Genomic DNA, 16,145 nt, shown 5'->3' with positions numbered 1-16,145 from the left:
GACGATGGGGATCACGGCGACCTACCGGCTGCAACTGCGCGGAGACTGCTTCACCCTGGCGGACGCCGCCGCCGTCGCCGACTATCTGGACGACCTCGGGATCTCGCACGTCTACCTGTCGCCGATCCTGACGGCCACCACCGGTTCGACCCACGGTTACGACGTCACCGACGTGACCCGCGTGTCCCCCGCCCTCGGTGGCCGGGAGGCGCTGGCCGCGCTGTCACGGGAGTTGCGCGGCCGCGGCATGGGCATCGTCGTCGACTTGGTCCCCAACCATGTGGGGGTCGCGAATCCGCGTGAGAACGCCTGGTGGTGGGACGTTCTCACGCACGGTCGCGGCTCCGGGTACGCCGACTTCTTCGACATCGACTGGAGCGAAGACAACGGCGCGGGCGGACGGCTCGCGCTGCCCGTCCTCGGGTCGGACGCCGACCTCGAGTCGCTGACCGTCGACCGCTCGGGACCGGAGCCGCTGCTCGCGTTCTACGAGCACCGGTTCCCCATCGCCCCCGGCACGGACGCGACCGAGCCGGAGTCGGTGCACGACGCGCAGGCGTACCGCCTGGTTCCGTGGAACTCCGGGCTCATCGGGTACCGCCGATTCTTCGCGGTCAGCGAACTGGCCGGGATCCGTCAGGAAGATCCCCGCGTGTTCGAGGCCTCGCACCGCGAACTGCGGAGCTGGGTGGCGGACGAGTTGATCGACGGCGTGCGCATCGACCACCCCGACGGGTTGTCCGATCCGGCCGAATACCTCGACCGGCTGCGCGGCGTGATCGGCGCGGACCGCTGGCTCGTGATCGAGAAGATCCTCGGCCACTCCGAACCCCTGGACGATCACCTGCCGATCGAGGGCACCACCGGCTACGACGCACTGGCCGAACTCGGCGGCGTGTTCGTCGACCCGTCGGGAGCTCCCGCGCTGACCGCCCTGTCGGCGTCCCGCACGGGCGACCGGGGTGACGCGACGTGGATCCACGGGCACGAAACCGCGATCAAACGCGACGTCGCGAGCACCGGCCTCGCCCCGGAGATCCGGCGCCTCGTCCGCGCGATCCGCGCGGAGACCGGCACCGATTGCGCAGATCCTGACCTGCGCGACGCCGTGGTGGACGTCGTCGCGGCGATGCCCGTGTACCGGTCCGACTACAGCCCGCTCGCCGGGCTCGCGACCCGCGTGATCGGTGACGCCGCGCGGCGCGAACCGGGGCGGTCCGCGGCGCTGTCCGCCCTCGCCGCCGCCCTGATCGCCGGCGGTGAGGCGGCCACCCGCTTCCAGCAGGTCTGCGGCGCGGTGATGGCGAAATCCGTGGAGGACTGCCTGTTCTACCGCACGGCCCGGCTGGTGTCGCTGCAGGAGGTGGGCGGCAACCCCGCGAACGTCGGCGTCTCCCCCGCCGAATTCCACCTCGCCGCGGCCGAGCGCGCCACCCGGTGGCCGCAGGCGATGACGACGCTCTCGACGCACGACACCAAACGCGGCGAGGACGTCCGCGCCCGGATCGGCATCCTGTCGCAGGTGCCGGACCTGTGGGCCGAATGCGTCGACCAGTGGGAGCGCATTGCCCCCAGCCCCGATCCCGCCACCGGACTGTTCCTGTGGCAGAACCTGTTCGGGGTGTGGCCGGTCGACGGCCGGGCCGCGGGCGAGGTGCCCGACTTCCGTGACCGCGTCCACGCGTACGCGGAGAAGGCCGTCCGGGAAGCCGGGACCCGGACGTCGTGGAACGACGTGAACGAGGACTTCGAACGCGACCTCCACCGCTGGCTGGACACGGTGATCGACGGCACCGTCGGCAAGGCCCTCGGATCGCTGTGCACGCAACTGGCGCCGCACGCCTGGTCCGATGCGCTCGGCCAGAAGCTCCTCCAGCTGTGCGGGCCCGGGATCCCGGACGTGTACCAGGGCACCGAACTGTGGGAGGACTCGCTCGTCGACCCCGACAATCGCCGCCCCGTGGACTACGACGTGCGGCGGACCGCGCTCGCGGGGCTGGGCACCCCTCCGGTCGACGCCACCGGCGCGGCGAAGATGCACGTCGTACGGACGGCCCTGCGCCTGCGCCGGGACCGTCCGGGGAGCTTCGTGGGCGGCACGTACGCGCCGGTCTTCGCATCGGGGACCGCGGCCGAGCACCTGATCGGTTTCACCCGCGGGCCCCAGGGATCGGCGCCGGACGTCGCGGCCCTGGCCACCCGGCACAGCGTGGGGCTGCAACAGGACGGCTGGGCCGACACCGCGGTGACCCTCCCGGACGGAACCTGGACCGACCTGCTCACCTCCGCGACGCACCCCGGCGGCCGCGTCGACACGTCCACCCTGTTCGCCCGCTACCCCGTGGTGCTGCTGGCCCGTGAGTACTTCTTAACCGCCCGCGGTTAAGAAGTACTCACAGGGGTACTGGCCTGTGTATGCGACGTGTGGTTGCCCGGGCGTACGGAGGGCCGGAGGTCCTCGCGTTGGTCGATGCGGAACCGGCGGGTCCGGCACCGGGTGAGGTGGTGATCGAGGTCCGCGCGATCGGGGTCAACCCGATCGACTACAAGCTGTACAGCGGCGCGTTCGGCGCCGATCCCGCGGTCCTGCCGATGCGGCTGGGCAGCGAGGCGGCGGGCGTCGTCGCGGAGGTGGGTGACACCGCCACGGGGCCGAGGGGCCCGATCGCGGTGGGCGACGAGGTGATCGCGTACCCGTTGTCGGAGGCGTACGCGGACCGGCTTGTGGTGTCCGGTGATTCGGTGGTCCCGAAACCGGCGTCGTTGCCGTGGAACGAGGCCGCCGGACTTCTCGCGGTGGGTGCCACCGCGGTCGACACCCTCGACACGGCGAACGTCGGCACCGGCGACCTGCTGCTCGTGCACGGCGCGGCAGGCGGCGTGGGGTCGTTCGTCGTGCAGTTGGCCCGGGCCCGCGGCGCCACGATCATCGGCACTGCCCGCCCCGGCAACCACGACTACGTGCGGTCGCTCGGCGCGACCCCGGTGTCGTACGGGGACGGCCTGAGCGACCGGATCCGTGTCCTGGCACCGGACGGGGTGGACGCCGTCATCGATACCGCGGGCAGCGACGAGGCCGTCGACGTGTCCGTGGACCTGGTGCGGGACCGGTCGCGGTTGGTGACCACCGTTCCGGGGACACGGGCGGGCGAGGCCGGGTTCCGGATCGTGGGGGCGCTGGGGCCGGAAGGCATGGAACTGCGTAAACGTTTCCGAGCCGCCCTCGTCGACCTCGCCGGCAACGGTGACGTGCGGGTGCGGGTCGCGCGCACGTACGCGCTGTCGGAGGCGGCGCGCGCTCACGCCGATCTCCGGAAGCCGCACGCGGCGGGCAAATTCATCCTGTTGCCGTAGGCGGGGATGTCGGCCCTCAGTAGAGCAGGCCGGCCCGGATCGTCGCCTTCACCCAGTTCCGGTACTCGTCGACATCCCACCCGCACTGCACGCGCAGCATCGAATACACCTGCGGCGACACGACCGTGAACAGCACGTCGGCGGCCCGCTGGACGGAGATCTCGGGGCGCAGCAGTTCGTGGGCGGCGAGTCCCTCGGCGAGGGTCATCGCATTCTCGGCGGACGCCCGCGCGCCCTCGTCGGCGAACCGCCGCATGTCCTCGTCCGCCCCCGAGGATTCGATCGACGTCGCCATCAGGGTTCCGGCCCGCTCCAGGACGTCGGTGCTGTAGCCCACCATCTGTTCGAGGATCCGCTCCACCGGGTCGCCGTCCCGGGGTGTGCGGGCACCACGCGCGGCGTCGGTCTCGCCCTGAATCGCCGCGTGCAGTGCCTGGTGGAACAGTTCCGCCTTGCCGCCCGGAAACGCGGTGAACACCGTGCGGGTCGACACCCCGGCTGCTTCGGCCACGTTTCGCACCGTGGTGCTGACGTATCCGCGTTCGGTGAACAACCGGGCCGCGGCATCCCGGACGAGGAGGCGGGTCCGGCGCGCCGATTCCGCACGCAGCGGCGAAGAGTAGGGCCTCTTGGCGGAGTCGGGCACCGTCTCACGATAGACGCATTCGATTCATCGACCGTGCAACCAATGAGGCACGGCGATCCGCCGCGCCTGGACCGGGCGAAACGCCCGATGCCTATGACTTCGGGTGTTCCACCCAGGCATCGGATCCGGGAAACACGAGGGCCTCGTGGCCGTCGTCGTATCGGACGAGATAGGGCGGTTCGCCGTTCTCGCCGTGTACCTCCACGACCTCGGCGGTCGTCTCGTGCACTCCGACCACCCGGCCTTGAACGTGCAACCGGTCTCCCACTGCTACGTGCATGACTGCTCCTCGCGACGTTCGAGTCCGTACTCTCAGCTTGCTACTTCCGGATGCGGGGCGAAAGGGCCGACTCGCCGCCATCTCTGCCGCCGTGTGCCATCGTGGGGACATGGCTACGTATCGATACCTCGACAAGGACCGTAACGTGCTCGAGGAGCAGGACTTCGGCACCGTGCAGGACGCCGAGGAACACCGGTTGTCGGTTCTCGGCGCCGAGATCATCGAGGAGGTCGAGGACTCCGGCACGCCCGAGAGCTGACTGTCCTGCGCGGCCCGCCCGGCCGAGGCATGCTGATCGGGTGCACACATTCGAGGTATGGGCCCCGATCCCGACATCGGTTTCCGTGGAGGTCGACGGCAGGCGCCACGAGATGACCCCGTCACCGGACGGGTGGTGGCGGGCCGACGTCGACGCGTCACCGGACTCCCGGTACGCGTTCCTTCTCGACGGCAGTGACACCCCGCTCCCCGATCCCCGGTCGCCGCGCCAGCCCGACGGCGTGCACAGCGCGTCCCAGCTCCACACCCTCGACGAGAGCCTCTGGACCGACTCGCAGTGGACCGGGCGGCAACTCGCCGGCTCCGTCGTCTACGAATTGCACGTGGGCACGTTCACTCCGGAGGGCACCTTCGCCGCCGCGGTCGACCGGCTCGACCATCTCGTCGGCGTCGGCGTGGATTTCGTGGAACTGATGCCCGTCAACGGGTTCAACGGAACCCACAACTGGGGATACGATGGCGTCCTCTGGTACACGGTGCACGAGGGCTACGGTGGACCGGACGGGCTGCAGACCCTCGTCGACGCGTGCCACGCCCGCGGTCTCGGCGTGGTCCTCGACGCCGTCTACAACCACCTCGGACCGTCGGGGAACTACCTCGACCGGTACGGCCCGTACCTGGCGCAGGGCGCCAACACCTGGGGCCGCAGCATCAACCTGGACGGACCGGACAGCGGCGAGGTGCGCCGCTACATCATCGGCAACGCGCTGCGGTGGTTCCGCGAGTTCCACATCGACGCGCTCCGACTCGACGCCGTCCACGCGCTCGTCGACCACACCGCCACCCATCTTCTCGAGGATCTGGCCATCGAGACCCGCCGGTTGTCCGCGCACCTGAGGCGACCGCTGACGCTCATCGCCGAGAGCGACCTCAACGATCCGCGCCTGATCACGTCGCGGTCGGCAGGCGGCTGCGGCCTCGACGCCCAGTGGGACGACGACGTGCATCACGCCATCCACGCTGCGGTGTCGGGCGAGAGGCAGGGCTATTACGGAGATTTCGGTTCGATGGCCTGCCTCGCGGACACCCTGCGCCAGGGCTGGTTCCATGCGGGCACGTTCTCGACGTTCCGGGGTCGCACGCACGGCAGGCCGCTGGACACGCGGCGGACCCCTGCCAGTTCGCTGGTCACGTACACGTGCACGCACGATCAGATCGGCAACCGGGCGACCGGCGACCGGCCCGGCACGTATCTCGATTCCGGGCAGCTCGCCGTGAAGGCGGCGCTCGTGCTCTGCTCGCCGTTCACGCCGATGCTGTTCATGGGCGAGGAGTGGGGGGCGAGCACCCCGTTCCAGTTCTTCACCTCGCACCCGGAGCCGGACCTCGCGCGGGCGACGGCGGAGGGACGCAAGGCCGAGTTCGCGGAGCACGGCTGGAGCACGGACGACGTTCCCGACCCGCAGGACCTGGAGACGTTCGAGCGGTCCAAGCTCGACTGGGACGAACCGGTCCGGCAGCCGCATGCCCGGCTGCTGGACTGCTATCGCTCGCTGCTGCGGCTACGGCGGGAGCGCGCCGAGCTGACGGATCCGTGGCTCGAGAACCTGTCCGTCGACTACGACGAGGCGCAGCAGTGGATCGTGGTGCACCGCGGCGCACTTCGCCTCGCCTGCAACCTGGGTGCCGAACCGGTGACCGTCCCGGTCGGCGGCTCCCCCGTGCTGTGGTGGGAGCCGCCGACGCAGGACGGGACCGGGTCGGCGACGGTGCTACCGGGTCACTCGTTCGTGGTGCTCGACAGCTCACCCTGACGGTCGCGCAGCATCCGCAGGACGAGGATCGCGGTCGTGAACAGGATCACGGCCGTCGCGCCCGCGGCGACGTGCATGCCGTCGACGAACGCCGACTGCGCGGACTCCAGGAACACTGCCCGCGCCGCCTCGGGAAGATGCTGAGCCTCCGCGACCGCGGCGCCGAGCGTGCCCTGGGCGGGCTCGATCTGTTCCTGCGGCAGCATCGACGTGTCGAGGCCGTTCCGGAAGATCGCCATGACGACGCTGCCGAGCACGGCGACACCGAGCGCGATGCCGAGTTCGTACGCGGTCTCGGACACCGCGGAGGCGGCGCCGGCCCGTTCGGGCTCGACGGCGCTCACCACGAGGTCGGACGTCAGCGTCAACGCGATACCGACACCCGCTCCGGCGAGACCGAAGCCGACCACGAACATCGTCGGGGCACCGTCCACGCCGAGCGTGAGCATCAGTGCCGCACCCACACCCGCGACGGCGAGGCCGCCGCCGAGCACGTGCGAGGTGGCCCACCGGCGCACCATCCAGGCCGCTGCGAGCGCGGTGACCGCGCTCATCAGCATCCCGGGCAGCATCAGCACACCCGATTCGAACGCAGTGTTGCCGAGCACCAACTGCAGGTACTGCGAGCCGAAGAACAGCACACCGGCGAGCGCGAAAATGGACAGCAGGTTGGTGAGGACGGCGGTCGAGAACGCGGGCTTCGCGAACAGTCCGATGTCGATCATCGGGTCCTTCATCGACTTCTGCCTGCGCACGAACACCACACCCGACACGACACCGACGAGACCGACGCCGAGGAGCACCGGGTCGACGCCGTGCACCACGGTCTCCTTGACCGCGTACACCAGCGGCAGCATCGTCGTCATCGACAACGCCGCGCTGAGCAGGTCGAACCGTCCCGGCGCGGGGTCCTTCGACTCGGGAATCACGATCGGTCCCACGGCGATCAGCACCAGCATCACGGGGATGTTGATCAGGAACACCGAGCCCCACCAGAAGTGCTCGAGCAGCCAGCCGCCGATCAGCGGGCCCGCCGCGGTGCCGCCACCGGCCATCGCTCCCCACACGCCGATGGCGAGGGTCCGCTGGCGCGGGTCGACGAAGATCGTGCGGATCAGGCCGAGGGTCGCGGGCATCAGGGTGGCACCCGAGATTCCCTGCAGCACACGGGCTGCGATCAGCATCTCGGGTGTCGGCGCCCATGCCGCGATCAGCGAGGCGATACCGAATCCGGCGGCGCCGAGGAGCAGTAGCCGGCGCCGCCCGATCCGGTCGCCGAGCGTGCCCATGGTGATGAGCAGTCCGGCGAGGACGAAGGAATAGACGTCGATGATCCACAGCAGCTGCGTGCTGCTGGGCTCGAGGTCGGCGCTGATGAACGGCAGTGCGAGGTCGAGCACCGTGCCGTCGACGGCGATCAGGAGGACGGCGAAGGCCAGGACGACCAATCCGAGCCAGTCTCGGCGTGATGCGGAGGACTGACCTGGCGCGCCGTAGGCGTCGTTGATCCCGCGATCCGTGGAGACAGACATTTATCTTCCTGCGACTTTCCGATTGGGGCCGGCAGCGTGATGAACCGTCCGGCCGGTACAGTTTCGTTACCTTACCGTGAACCGCCCGGACGGTAAAGTTATTTCCCGGGTACAGTCCCTCACCATGGCTGCCGGTACGCGCGATCGAATACTCGACGCCCTCGAGAAGCTGCTGCTCGACGTGGGTATAGCCCAGGTGACCCTCGAAGCCGTCGCTGCGGAGGCCGGGGTGTCCAAGGGCGGACTGCTCTACCACTTCCCCAGCAAGGAAGCGCTTCTCGCCGCGATGGTGCGCCGGCTCGGCGAGCGGGCGGACGCCCAGCTCGCCGACGCCGTGTCCGGCGGCACCTCGCTGTCCGAGTGGTATCTCCAGGTTCCCGACGCGAGCACCACCGAGGAACTCGCCCTCTATCGTTCGACCATCGCCGCGCTACGGAGCGTCGACGGTCAGCACGACGAGATCCAGAAGGCCGTTACCGAAGTGATGCGCGGCTGGGACGAAGGTCTCCAGAGCGAGATCGACGATCCCGTGCAGGCCGAGATCGTGCGCCTCGTCGGCGACGGCATCTACCTGGCCGCTCTGCTCGGGCTCCCCATGCCCGAGCCCGAGCTGTACACCAAGGTCGTCGCGCGGCTGCTGCAGAAGTAGCGGCTCAGGTGAGGTAGCGGTAGGCGGGGCTCCCCGGCTCCAGGCGTTCCACCTGCATCCGGGACTGCTCCATCCGCTCGAGCAGCTCGCCGAGCCCCTCGGCCTTACCGAGTTCGATACCCACCAGGGCGGCGCCGGTCTCCCGGTTGTTGCGCTTCACGTACTCGAACAAGGTGATGTCGTCCTCGGGGCCGAGCACCTCGTCGAGGAAGCGGCGGAGCGCGCCCGGCTCCTGCGGGAAGTCGACGAGGAAGTAATGCTTCAGGCCTAGATTCACCAGCGAGCGTTCCAGGATCTCGCCGTACCGCGAGACGTCGTTGTTGCCGCCGGAGATCAGGCACACCACCGTGGAACCCGGTTCGAACGTGATGTTCCCGAGGGCCGCCACCGACAGGGCGCCCGCGGGCTCGGCGATGATGCCCTCGTTCTGGTACAGCTCGAGCATCGCGGTGCACAGCGCGCCCTCGTCGAGGTTGGTCATCACGAACGTCTCCGGATCGAGCCGGATCGTGGACGCCCCGCCGGCCTGGCCCAGCGACGTGTGCGTCACCACCTCGGCGCCGAGGGCGGAGACCACGGCGTAGGGCAGGTCGCCGACCCGCTTCACCGACGCGCCGTCGACGAACGGGTCGATCTCCGTCAACGTCACGGGACCACCGGCGACCAGGGCCGCCGTCATCGACGCCGCTCCCGTCGGCTCCACGCCGACGATGGCCGTGCGCGGTGCGTGCGCATGCAGGTAGGTGGCGATGCCGGCGATGCACCCGCCGCCGCCGACCGGGACCAGGACGGAATCGGGGGCCGCGCCGAGCTGGGCGAGGATCTCGGCGGCGATGGTGCCCTGACCGGCCGCGGTCCGGGCGTCGTCGAACGGCGCAACCATCGTCGCGCCCGTCCGCCGCACGTCGGCGGCGGCCGCAGCGGCGGCGGCGTCGTACGTCTCCCCCGTCAGGATCAGCTCGACGAACTCGCCGCCGTGCGCACGGATGCGGTCACGCTTCTGCTTGGGTGTGCTCGACGGGACGTAGATGCGGCCGGTGATTTCCATTGTGCGGCAGGCGAACGCGACGCCCTGCGCATGGTTGCCTGCGCTGGCGGTCACGACTCCGGCGGCACGCTCGGCGGCGTCGAGCTGGGCCATGAGATTGTAGGCGCCGCGAAGTTTGTAGGAGCGCACGACCTGCAGGTCTTCACGCTTGAGGTAGACGTTCGCGCCGGTCAGGGTCGACAGGCGGTCGCTCCACTGCAGTGGGGTGGCGTCGATCACGTGGGAAATTCGCTCGATAGCCGCGTCGATATCGCCCACCGTCAGGGGCGAGGTGATGTTCTGGGCTGCGGTATCGGGCGATGTGGACACCCGGATATGTTCCCACTCTCCGGCCATGGGATACCAGTCGGGTTCAGCCGCGCGGATCGAACTGGGACGGTCGCGGCACGTTCCGGACGTTCGACTTCGCCATTTTCACGGCCTCGCCGACACCCCCGTTCATCACCATCTTCGACAACGCCAGTGCGAAACCGGTGAGCTGCCCACCCGTGATGGTCGGCGGCAGCGACAGCGCCAACGGGTCGGTGACGAGATCGACGAGGGCCGGTCCGTCGTGATCGAACGCCTGACGCAGACCCGATTCGATGTCGGCCGGATCCTCGATCCGGCGGGCGAAGATGCCCAGCGCGGACGCCACCGCCGAATAGTCGACCGGCGCGACGTCGACCCCGAAATCCGGCAGCCCGTCCACCAGCATCTCCAGCTTGACCATGCCGAGAGTGGAATTGTTGAACACCACGACCTTGACCGGGAGCCGGTACATCGCGACCGTCACCAGTTCCCCCAGCAGCATCGACAGCCCGCCGTCGCCCGACACGGACACCACCTGCCTGCCGGGCGCGCACACCTGGGCGCCGATCGCGTGCGGCAGGGCGTTCGCCATCGATCCGTGCAGGGCCGAGGAGAGGAAACGCCGCGAGCCGTTCGGCGTCAGGTAGCGCGCCGTCCACACGTTCGACATTCCCGTGTCCGTGGTGAAGATCGCGTCGTCGGCAGCGAGGTCGTCGAGGATCGACGCGGCGTACTCGGGATGGATCGGGACGCGCTGCTTGGCCGGTTTCGTGTACGCGCCGACCACCTTGTTCATCAGCATCCGGTGCTTCTCGAGCATGTCGTCGAGGAATCGGCGGTCGTCCTTCCGCCGGATCAGCGGGACGAGCGCACGCAACGTGCTCTCCACGTCGCCGTGCACCGCCAGATCGACGTCCGTTCTCCTGCCGATTCGCTGTGCGGCCCGGTCGATCTGCGCGGTGCGGACGCCGTCGGGGAGGAACTGGTTGTACGGGAAGTCCGTTCCGACGAGCAGCAGGAGATCGGCGCCGTGCATCCCGTCGTGCGCCGCCCCGTACCCCAGCAGCCCCGTCATCCCGACGTCGAAGGGGTTGTCGTACTGGATCCATTCCTTGCCGCGCAGGGTGTGACCGATCGGCGCACCGATCGCGTCGGCAAGGCCCAGCAACTCCTCGCGTGCCGCGCGCACCCCTTCCCCGGCGAAGATCGCGACCTTCCCTGCCGCGTTCACGGCGTCCGCGAGTGCCTGCACGTCGGACTGGTCCGGCACGACCGACGGCGCAGCCGTGCGCGGCACCGACGGCGCCCGCCCCTCGGCGGGGCGGTCCGCGATGTCACCTGGCAGGGTGATCACCGCGACGCCGGACAGCGCGGTCGCATGCGCGATGGCGGACGCCATGACGCGCGGGGCCTGGGCGGGACTTCCGATCAGCTCCGTGTACCGGGAGCACTCGACGAACAGCCGGTCCGGGTGGGTCTCCTGGAAGTAGCCGAGACCGATCTGCTCGCTCGGGATCTGCGCCGCGATCGCGAGCACCGGCGCCCCGGACCGGTCCGCGTCGTAGAGACCGTTGATCAGGTGCAGATTGCCCGGCCCGCACGAGCCGGCGCAGACCGCCAGTTTGCCGGTGACCTGCGCCTCCGCGGCCGCGGCGAAGGCGGCGGCCTCCTCGTGCCGGACGTGGATCCAGTCGATGCCGCCGTTGTCCGCCCCGCCCGAACGCCGGACGGCGTCGACGACGGGATTGAGGCTGTCGCCCACGATTCCGTAGATCCGCCGGACGCCGGCGTCCTGGAGTTGACGTACCAGTTGATCGGCAACGGTTTTCGCTCTCATCGGGCCTCCGGTCGGGGACGGTCGAACGGCGAACGACAGCGGCGGGGCGAGACTCAGGCGGGTTCGAGCACGAACACCGGGATCTCCCGATCGGTCTTGGTCTGGTACTCGGCGTAGTCGGGGAACGCGGCGACAGCCCGCTCCCACCACGTGGCCTTCTCGTCGCCCGTGACCTCACGGGCCACCATGTCGCGGGTCGCCGAGCCGTCGCGGAGTTCGACGTGCGGTTCGGCCTTCACGTTGTAGTACCAGACCGGGTTCTTGGGGGCGCCGCCGAGCGAGGCGACGATCGCGTACGTCCCGTCGTGCTCGACACGCATCAACGGCGTCTTGCGGATCTTGCCGGATTTCGCGCCCCGGGTGGTCAGCAGGACGACGGGCCTGCCGCCCAACGTCGTGCCCTCGGCCCCGTCGGTGGATTCCATCAACTCGGCCTGATCCGCTGCCCACTTGGACGGACTGGGTTCGTATTCACCTGTGAGTGGCATGCGTCCAGTCAACACCTGATCCGCGAGAGCCCGCCACCGATTCCACCGAACCAGCGCGCATGCGAAGGACCGCATCCGTTTGTTCGTTGCGCCGAACTCCGGATTCCGAGTACCCTGATCGCACGCGGGGCCGTCCGCTCCCCCGACCCACTCCAGTGAGGTGACCTGCGATGACGACACACGACGCTTGGGTGCGCCGCGATGTGCCCCGCAGCACCCCCGCCCGGACCGTCGATCTGGCCGGCACCGAGTGGCCCCTCTACAAGCTGGAGGCCCTGGCAGTCGCGCTGCTGGTCTTCGTCACGATCCTCGTCGTCACCCAGACGCTGCAGGCGGCCGTTCTCACGGCCGCCGCTGCCGCCGTCGTGGTGTGGTGGGCGCGGCGGCTCTTCCCGCCGCGCTCGTAGCCTCACCCATCGAAGCGATCAGACGGACAGGCAGCTCGGTCCGAGCAGCGCCTTGAGGTCGCCCATCAACGCCGACGACGGTTCCACCCGGAGCACGTCGTCCACCTTCCACAACGTGACCTCGGTGCCGCCGATCAACCGCACGTGCACGTCCGAGGTGCCCGGATGGCGGGTCAGCACCTGACGCAGCGCGCCGATCTTGTCCTTGGTGCACTGACGCAGCGGCAGACTGACCGCCAACGGCTTCGCTACCCCCACCGCCGAGAGGTCCGGCACCGCAAGGTCGTTGGCGATGAGTGAGATCCGGTCGTCACGGATCGACACGCGCGCCTTGACGAGCACCACGGAGTCCTCGGTGACATCCATCCCGTACACCGAGTAGGCCTGCGGGAAGAACAGCACCTCGATACCACCGGTCAGGTCCTCGAGCTGCGCGGACGCCCAGGTGAGACCGTTCTTGTTGATCCTCCGGTTCACCGACGCGAGGATGCCGCCGACGGTGACCTGGGTGCCGTCCTTGATGTCGCCTTCGAGGATGGTCGGGATCGCGGTGTCGGACTGCGCCGACAACACGTGCTCGACACCGTTGAGCGGGTGCCCGGACACGTACAGTCCCAGCATTTCCCGTTCCAGCGCCAACCGGTGCTTGGAGTCCCACTCCTCCTCGGGGATCTTCACGTTGAACACCGAGGCGATCGACTCGTCGGCGTCGTCGCCGCCGAACAGGTCGAACTGGCCGATCGCCTCCGCCTTCTTGGTACCCATCACCGCGTCGATGGCGTCGGCGTGGACGAGCATGAGCCCCTTGCGCGGGTGGCCCAGCGAGTCGAATCCGCCTGCCTTGATCAGCGATTCGGTGACCTTCTTGGAGCAGGCGGCCGCGTCGATCTTGTTGAGGTAGTCGGAGAAGTCGACGAACTTGGACTTCTCCTTGCGCGCCTTGATGATCGAGCCCACCACGTTGGCACCGACGTTGCGGACGGCGCCCATGCCGAACCGGATGTCCTCACCGACGGAGGCGAAGTTGACCTCCGATTCGTTGACGTCCGGCGGCAGCACGGTGATGCCCATCTTGCGGCAGTCCGCGAGGTAGACGGCGGCCTTGTCCTTGTCGTCACCGACCGAGGTGAGCAGACCGGCCATGTACTCGGCCGGATAGTTGGCCTTGAGGTACCCGGTCCAGAACGACACCAGGCCGTACCCGGCGGCGTGCGACTTGTTGAACGCGTACCCGGCGAACGGGAGGATGGTGTCCCACAGCGCCTTGATGGCGGGCTCGGAGAACTCGTTGGCGAGCATGCCCTCGCGGAAACCGGCGTACGCCTCCTCCAGCACCGACAGCTTCTTCTTACCCATGGCGCGGCGGAGAATGTCGGCCTGCCCGAGCGAGTACCCGGCCACCTTCTGCGCGATCTGCATGATCTGCTCCTGGTAGACGATCAGGCCGTACGTGTCGGCCAGGATCTCCTTCAGGGGCTCCTCGAGTTCCGGGTGGATGGGTTTGACCTCTTGCCGCCCGTTCTTGCGGTCGGCGTAGTCGTTGTGCGCGTTCATGCCCATCGGACCTGGCCGGTACAGCGCGAGCACCGCGACGATGTCCTCGAAGCCGGTGGGCTGCATGCGGCGCAGCAGATCGCGCATCGCACTGCCGTCGAGCTGGAACACGCCGAGAGTGTCGCCGCGCGAGAGCAGTTCGTACGTGGCCGTGTCGTCGAGCGCGAGGGTGTCGAGATCGAGTTCGATCCCCCGGTTCGCCTTGATGTTGTCGATGGCGTCACCGATGACGGTGAGGTTCCGCAGTCCGAGGAAGTCCATCTTCAGCAGGCCGATGGCCTCGCACGACGGGTAGTCCCAGCCGGTGATGATGGCGCCGTCCTGGGCGCGCTTCCACACGGGAATCGCGTCCATCAGCGGTTCGGACGACATGATCACCGCGCAGGCGTGGACGCCGGCGTTACGGATCAGGCCCTCGAGCCCCTTGGCCGTCTGGTAGATCTTCGCGACGTCCGGGTTGGAGTCGATGAGGGCGCGAACCTCCACCGCTTCCTTGTAGCGCTCGTGGTTCGGGTCGGTGATGCCGGACACCGAGATGTCCTTGGCCATGATCGGCGGCGGCAGCGCCTTGGTGATCTGGTCGGCGATCGCGAAACCGGGCTGACCGAACTGGACGCGGGCGGAGTCCTTGATGGCCGCCTTCGTCTTGATGGTGCCGAACGTGATGACCTGGGCGACGCGGTCGCTGCCCCATTTGTCCGTCGCGTAGCGCACCATCTCGCCGCGACGGCGGTCGTCGAAGTCGATGTCGATATCGGGCATGGACACGCGCTCGGGGTTCAGGAACCGCTCGAACAGCAGGCCGTGCGGGATGGGGTCGATGTTGGTGATGCCCATCGCGTAGGCGACGAGCGAACCGGCGGCCGAGCCTCGGCCGGGGCCGACCCGGATGCCGACCTCGCGCGCGTGGTTGATGAGGTCGCCGACGACGAGGAAGTAGGCGGGGAAACCCATTTCGAGGATGACGCCGATCTCGTAGTCGGCGCGGGCCAGGTACTCTTCGGGCGGTCCGTCGGGGAACCGGCGGTCCAGCCCGCGCATGACCTCCTTGCGCAGCCAGGTGCCCTGCGTCTCGCCCTCGGGGACCGGGAAGATCGGCATCCGGTCGTGGTGCGCCCACACGTCGTCGTACGGCTGGACACGCTCGGCGATGAGGAGGGTGTTGTCGCACGCGCCGGGGACCTGGTCGTCCCACAGGGCCCGCATCTCCGCGGCGGACTTGAGGAAGTAGCCGTCACCGTCGAACTTGAACCGGGTGGGGTCGGACAGCGTCTTGCCGGTCTGGATGCACAGCAGCGCCTCGTGGTTCTCCGCGGCGTCCTTCGTGACGTAGTGGCAGTCGTTGGTGGCGAGCGGCGGAATCTCGAGCTTCTTGCTGATCTCGAGGAGGCCCTCACGCACGCGTCGCTCGATCGACAGCCCGTGGTCCATCAGCTCGAGGAAGAAGTTGTCCTTGCCCCAGATCTCCTGCCACTTGGCTGCCGCCTCGAGCGCCTCGCGGTCGTGGCCGAGTCGCAGCCGCGTCTGGATCTCGCCGGACGGGCAGCCCGTGGTCGCGATGATGCCCTCGTGGTGGGTGGCGATGAGGTCTTCGTCCATTCGCGCCCACTTGCCGAGCTGACCTTCGATCGACGCGAGCGAGGACAGCTTGAACAGGTTCCGCAGACCGGTCGCGTTCTCGGCGACCATCGTCATGTGGGTGTACGCGCCGCTACCGGAGACGTCGTCGGACTTCTGGCTGCGGTCGCCCCACAGCACACGCTTGGTGTTGAAGCGGGACTCGGGCGCGACGTACGCCTCGATGCCGATGATCGGCTTGATGCCCTGGTTCTTCGCCACGTTGTAGAACTCGCTGGCGCCGTACATGTTGCCGTGGTCGGTCATGCCCACCGCCGACATCTCCAGCCGCGCGGCCTCTTCGAACAGGGGGCCGACCTTGGCCGCACCGTCGAGCATCGAGTACTCGGTGTGATTGTGCAGATGTACGAACGAGTCAGCCACGTGCGCCTCTCTGAAGGTCTGGGAG

The 16,145-nt window shown here is 68.8% G+C and carries 13 protein-coding genes; 6 read left to right on the top strand and 7 right to left on the bottom strand.

Going from position 1 to position 16,145, the window contains the following annotated elements:
* The first annotated feature begins 4 nt into the window (after positions 1-4).
* Positions 5-2,386, top strand: coding sequence for a malto-oligosyltrehalose synthase (gene treY / locus CJ179_RS40955; protein WP_095865251.1), 2,382 nt, complete (start codon positions 5-7; stop codon positions 2,384-2,386).
* Between the two features lie 29 nt (positions 2,387-2,415).
* Positions 2,416-3,354 (top strand): NADP-dependent oxidoreductase, encoded by a 939-nt coding sequence (locus CJ179_RS40950; protein WP_095865250.1) that lies wholly within the window; start codon positions 2,416-2,418, stop codon positions 3,352-3,354.
* A gap of 16 nt (positions 3,355-3,370) precedes the next feature.
* On the opposite strand, the gene CJ179_RS40945 is transcribed toward CJ179_RS40950, so the two are convergent.
* Together CJ179_RS40945 and CJ179_RS40940 are read right to left on the bottom strand one after the other, a co-directional pair.
* Complete coding sequence (locus CJ179_RS40945) at positions 3,371-4,000, bottom strand: TetR/AcrR family transcriptional regulator (protein ID WP_095865249.1); 630 nt, start codon at positions 3,998-4,000, stop codon at positions 3,371-3,373.
* Positions 4,001-4,091: 91 nt separating this feature from the next.
* Entirely contained in the window at positions 4,092-4,280 is a 189-nt protein-coding gene (locus CJ179_RS40940) for a DUF1918 domain-containing protein (RefSeq protein ID WP_005247576.1), read from the bottom strand.
* A 109-nt stretch (positions 4,281-4,389) separates the two neighbouring features.
* On the opposite strand from CJ179_RS40940, the gene CJ179_RS51830 reads away from it, so the two are divergent.
* Together CJ179_RS51830 and treZ are read left to right on the top strand one after the other, a co-directional pair.
* A complete protein-coding gene (locus CJ179_RS51830; protein ID WP_005260252.1) occupies positions 4,390-4,539 on the top strand; it encodes a hypothetical protein in 150 nt (49 codons plus the stop codon).
* Between the two features lie 40 nt (positions 4,540-4,579).
* Positions 4,580-6,313 carry a malto-oligosyltrehalose trehalohydrolase gene (gene treZ / locus CJ179_RS40935; RefSeq protein ID WP_095865248.1) on the top strand — a complete coding sequence of 578 codons (1,734 nt, stop codon included), beginning with the start codon at positions 4,580-4,582 and terminating at the stop codon, positions 6,311-6,313.
* Here the strand turns inward: treZ and CJ179_RS40930 are convergent.
* Complete coding sequence (locus CJ179_RS40930; RefSeq protein WP_072945311.1) at positions 6,280-7,845, bottom strand: MFS transporter; 1,566 nt, start codon at positions 7,843-7,845, stop codon at positions 6,280-6,282. The genes treZ and CJ179_RS40930 overlap by 34 nt on opposite strands.
* 124 nt (positions 7,846-7,969) lie before the next feature.
* Here CJ179_RS40930 and CJ179_RS40925 point away from each other — a divergent pair, with 124 nt between their 5' ends.
* Positions 7,970-8,494: a TetR/AcrR family transcriptional regulator gene (locus CJ179_RS40925; RefSeq protein WP_072945313.1), complete on the top strand. Its 525-nt coding sequence runs from the start codon at positions 7,970-7,972 to the stop codon at positions 8,492-8,494.
* A gap of 4 nt (positions 8,495-8,498) precedes the next feature.
* Here the strand turns inward: CJ179_RS40925 and ilvA are convergent, their stop codons facing one another.
* From ilvA to CJ179_RS40910, 3 genes are read right to left on the bottom strand one after another with little or no spacing between them, the layout of a single operon-like run.
* A complete protein-coding gene (gene ilvA, locus CJ179_RS40920; protein ID WP_072945404.1) occupies positions 8,499-9,851 on the bottom strand; it encodes a threonine ammonia-lyase IlvA in 1,353 nt (450 codons plus the stop codon).
* Positions 9,852-9,894: 43 nt separating this feature from the next.
* Positions 9,895-11,670: a pyruvate dehydrogenase gene (locus tag CJ179_RS40915; protein ID WP_072945316.1), complete on the bottom strand. Its 1,776-nt coding sequence runs from the start codon at positions 11,668-11,670 to the stop codon at positions 9,895-9,897.
* Between the two features lie 53 nt (positions 11,671-11,723).
* Positions 11,724-12,158 carry a nitroreductase family deazaflavin-dependent oxidoreductase gene (locus CJ179_RS40910; protein WP_072945406.1) on the bottom strand — a complete coding sequence of 145 codons (435 nt, stop codon included), beginning with the start codon at positions 12,156-12,158 and terminating at the stop codon, positions 11,724-11,726.
* A gap of 170 nt (positions 12,159-12,328) precedes the next feature.
* Here CJ179_RS40910 and CJ179_RS40905 point away from each other — a divergent pair, with 170 nt between their 5' ends.
* On the top strand, positions 12,329-12,565 hold the full coding sequence (locus CJ179_RS40905; RefSeq protein ID WP_072945318.1) for a hypothetical protein: 237 nt from the start codon (positions 12,329-12,331) through the stop codon (positions 12,563-12,565).
* A gap of 18 nt (positions 12,566-12,583) precedes the next feature.
* Here CJ179_RS40905 and dnaE read toward each other — a convergent pair whose 3' ends face one another.
* On the bottom strand, positions 12,584-16,120 hold the full coding sequence (dnaE, locus tag CJ179_RS40900) for a DNA polymerase III subunit alpha (protein ID WP_072945321.1): 3,537 nt from the start codon (positions 16,118-16,120) through the stop codon (positions 12,584-12,586).
* Positions 16,121-16,145: the final 25 nt, after the last annotated feature.

It is taken from the genome of Rhodococcus sp. ACS1, assembly GCF_002300155.1.
Taxonomy (GTDB): Bacteria; Actinomycetota; Actinomycetes; order Mycobacteriales; family Mycobacteriaceae; genus Rhodococcus_F; species Rhodococcus_F koreensis.
This window is presented reverse-complemented; position numbering and strand designations above follow the sequence as displayed.

What these genes read in the sequence shown, in the direction of transcription:
- treY (WP_095865251.1), top strand. Translation starts at nt 5, where the DNA reads ATGGGGATCACGGCGACCTACCGGCTGCAACTGCGCGGAGACTGCTTC.
- CJ179_RS40950 (WP_095865250.1), top strand. Translation starts at nt 2,416, where the DNA reads ATGCGACGTGTGGTTGCCCGGGCGTACGGAGGGCCGGAGGTCCTCGCG.
- CJ179_RS40940 (WP_005247576.1), bottom strand. Translation starts at nt 4,280, where the DNA reads ATGCACGTAGCAGTGGGAGACCGGTTGCACGTTCAAGGCCGGGTGGTC.
- CJ179_RS51830 (WP_005260252.1), top strand. Translation starts at nt 4,390, where the DNA reads ATGGCTACGTATCGATACCTCGACAAGGACCGTAACGTGCTCGAGGAG.
- CJ179_RS40930 (WP_072945311.1), bottom strand. Translation starts at nt 7,845, where the DNA reads ATGTCTGTCTCCACGGATCGCGGGATCAACGACGCCTACGGCGCGCCA.
- CJ179_RS40925 (WP_072945313.1), top strand. Translation starts at nt 7,970, where the DNA reads ATGGCTGCCGGTACGCGCGATCGAATACTCGACGCCCTCGAGAAGCTG.
- CJ179_RS40915 (WP_072945316.1), bottom strand. Translation starts at nt 11,670, where the DNA reads ATGAGAGCGAAAACCGTTGCCGATCAACTGGTACGTCAACTCCAGGAC.
- CJ179_RS40910 (WP_072945406.1), bottom strand. Translation starts at nt 12,158, where the DNA reads ATGCCACTCACAGGTGAATACGAACCCAGTCCGTCCAAGTGGGCAGCG.
- CJ179_RS40905 (WP_072945318.1), top strand. Translation starts at nt 12,329, where the DNA reads ATGACGACACACGACGCTTGGGTGCGCCGCGATGTGCCCCGCAGCACC.